Here is an 867-nt window from a genome sequence, read left to right on the forward strand (position 1 = left end):
AGGCCGGGGACGGAGGGCCCCCGGCCTGCCGGGCCGCGGTGGATCAGCCTGCGGCGTCGGCGCCGATGAACTGCTGCGCGTAGACGAGCCCGAGGCCGTAGGCGCCGTCGTGCTCCTTGACGATGTCGACGACGGCGTCGTACGTCTCGGTGCGGGCCCAGTCACGCTGCAGTTCCAGCAGGACCGGGATCCAGTCGACGGTGCAGGCGCCGGCCTTGGCCATGCGCTGGAGGGCGTGCGCGTGGGCCTCGGGGGTCAGACCGCCGCAGGCGTCGGCGACGACGTACACCTCGTAGCCCTGGGCAAGCGCGGAGAGCGCGGGCAGGACGACGCACACCTCGGTCCACAGGCCGGACAGGACGATCTTCTTGCGGCCGGTCGCCTTGATCGCCTCGATGACGGTGGCGTCCTCCCAAGGGTTCATCGTGCTCCGGTCGATGACCGGCTGCTCGGGGAAGACCTCGGCGAGCTGAGGAAGGAGGGAGCCGGAGAAGGTTTCCGCCGCAACGGTGCTCAGGACGACCGGGACGTCGAAGGCCTTGGCGGTCTTGGCCAGTCCGACAGTGGCGTTGACGATCGCCGTCCGGTCACCGCTGCCGGCGCCGAAGAACATCTGCGGCTGGTGGTCGACGAACAGGAACACCGAGTTGTCCGGTGTCAGCAGGTCCGCGCTCGGGGTGGGGGTGGCATCGATCTCGGCGTTGGCGAGCTCGCGATTCAGAGCCATGGGGAAGTCCTCGTGTCTTACGTCGGTGGATGACGCACTCAGCGCGCCATCTCGTTCCGACTGCTTGAGACAGGACAGACCACAACGGTGTGACAGCGGTGTTCGTGATCCCGAACGCGGGCGCCGCGATGCCCCACCTT

Annotated in this window: 1 protein-coding gene; it reads right to left on the reverse strand. The window is 68.6% G+C overall.

Annotated elements, in window-relative coordinates; genetic code table 11:
• Positions 1-43 precede the first annotated feature (43 nt).
• The gene (locus SSP24_RS42520; RefSeq protein WP_141316629.1) at positions 44-727 is read right to left on the reverse strand and encodes a hydrolase; all 684 of its coding nucleotides are present in this window, start codon (positions 725-727) and stop codon (positions 44-46) included.
• Between the last annotated feature and the right edge of the window lie 140 nt (positions 728-867).

The sequence above is a fragment of the Streptomyces spinoverrucosus genome, from assembly GCF_006539505.1.
GTDB lineage: Bacteria > Actinomycetota > Actinomycetes > Streptomycetales > Streptomycetaceae > Streptomyces > Streptomyces spinoverrucosus.

Coding starts and splice junctions, on each gene's coding strand:
- SSP24_RS42520 (WP_141316629.1), bottom strand. CDS start 727: ATGGCTCTGAATCGCGAGCTCGCCAACGCCGAGATCGATGCCACCCCC.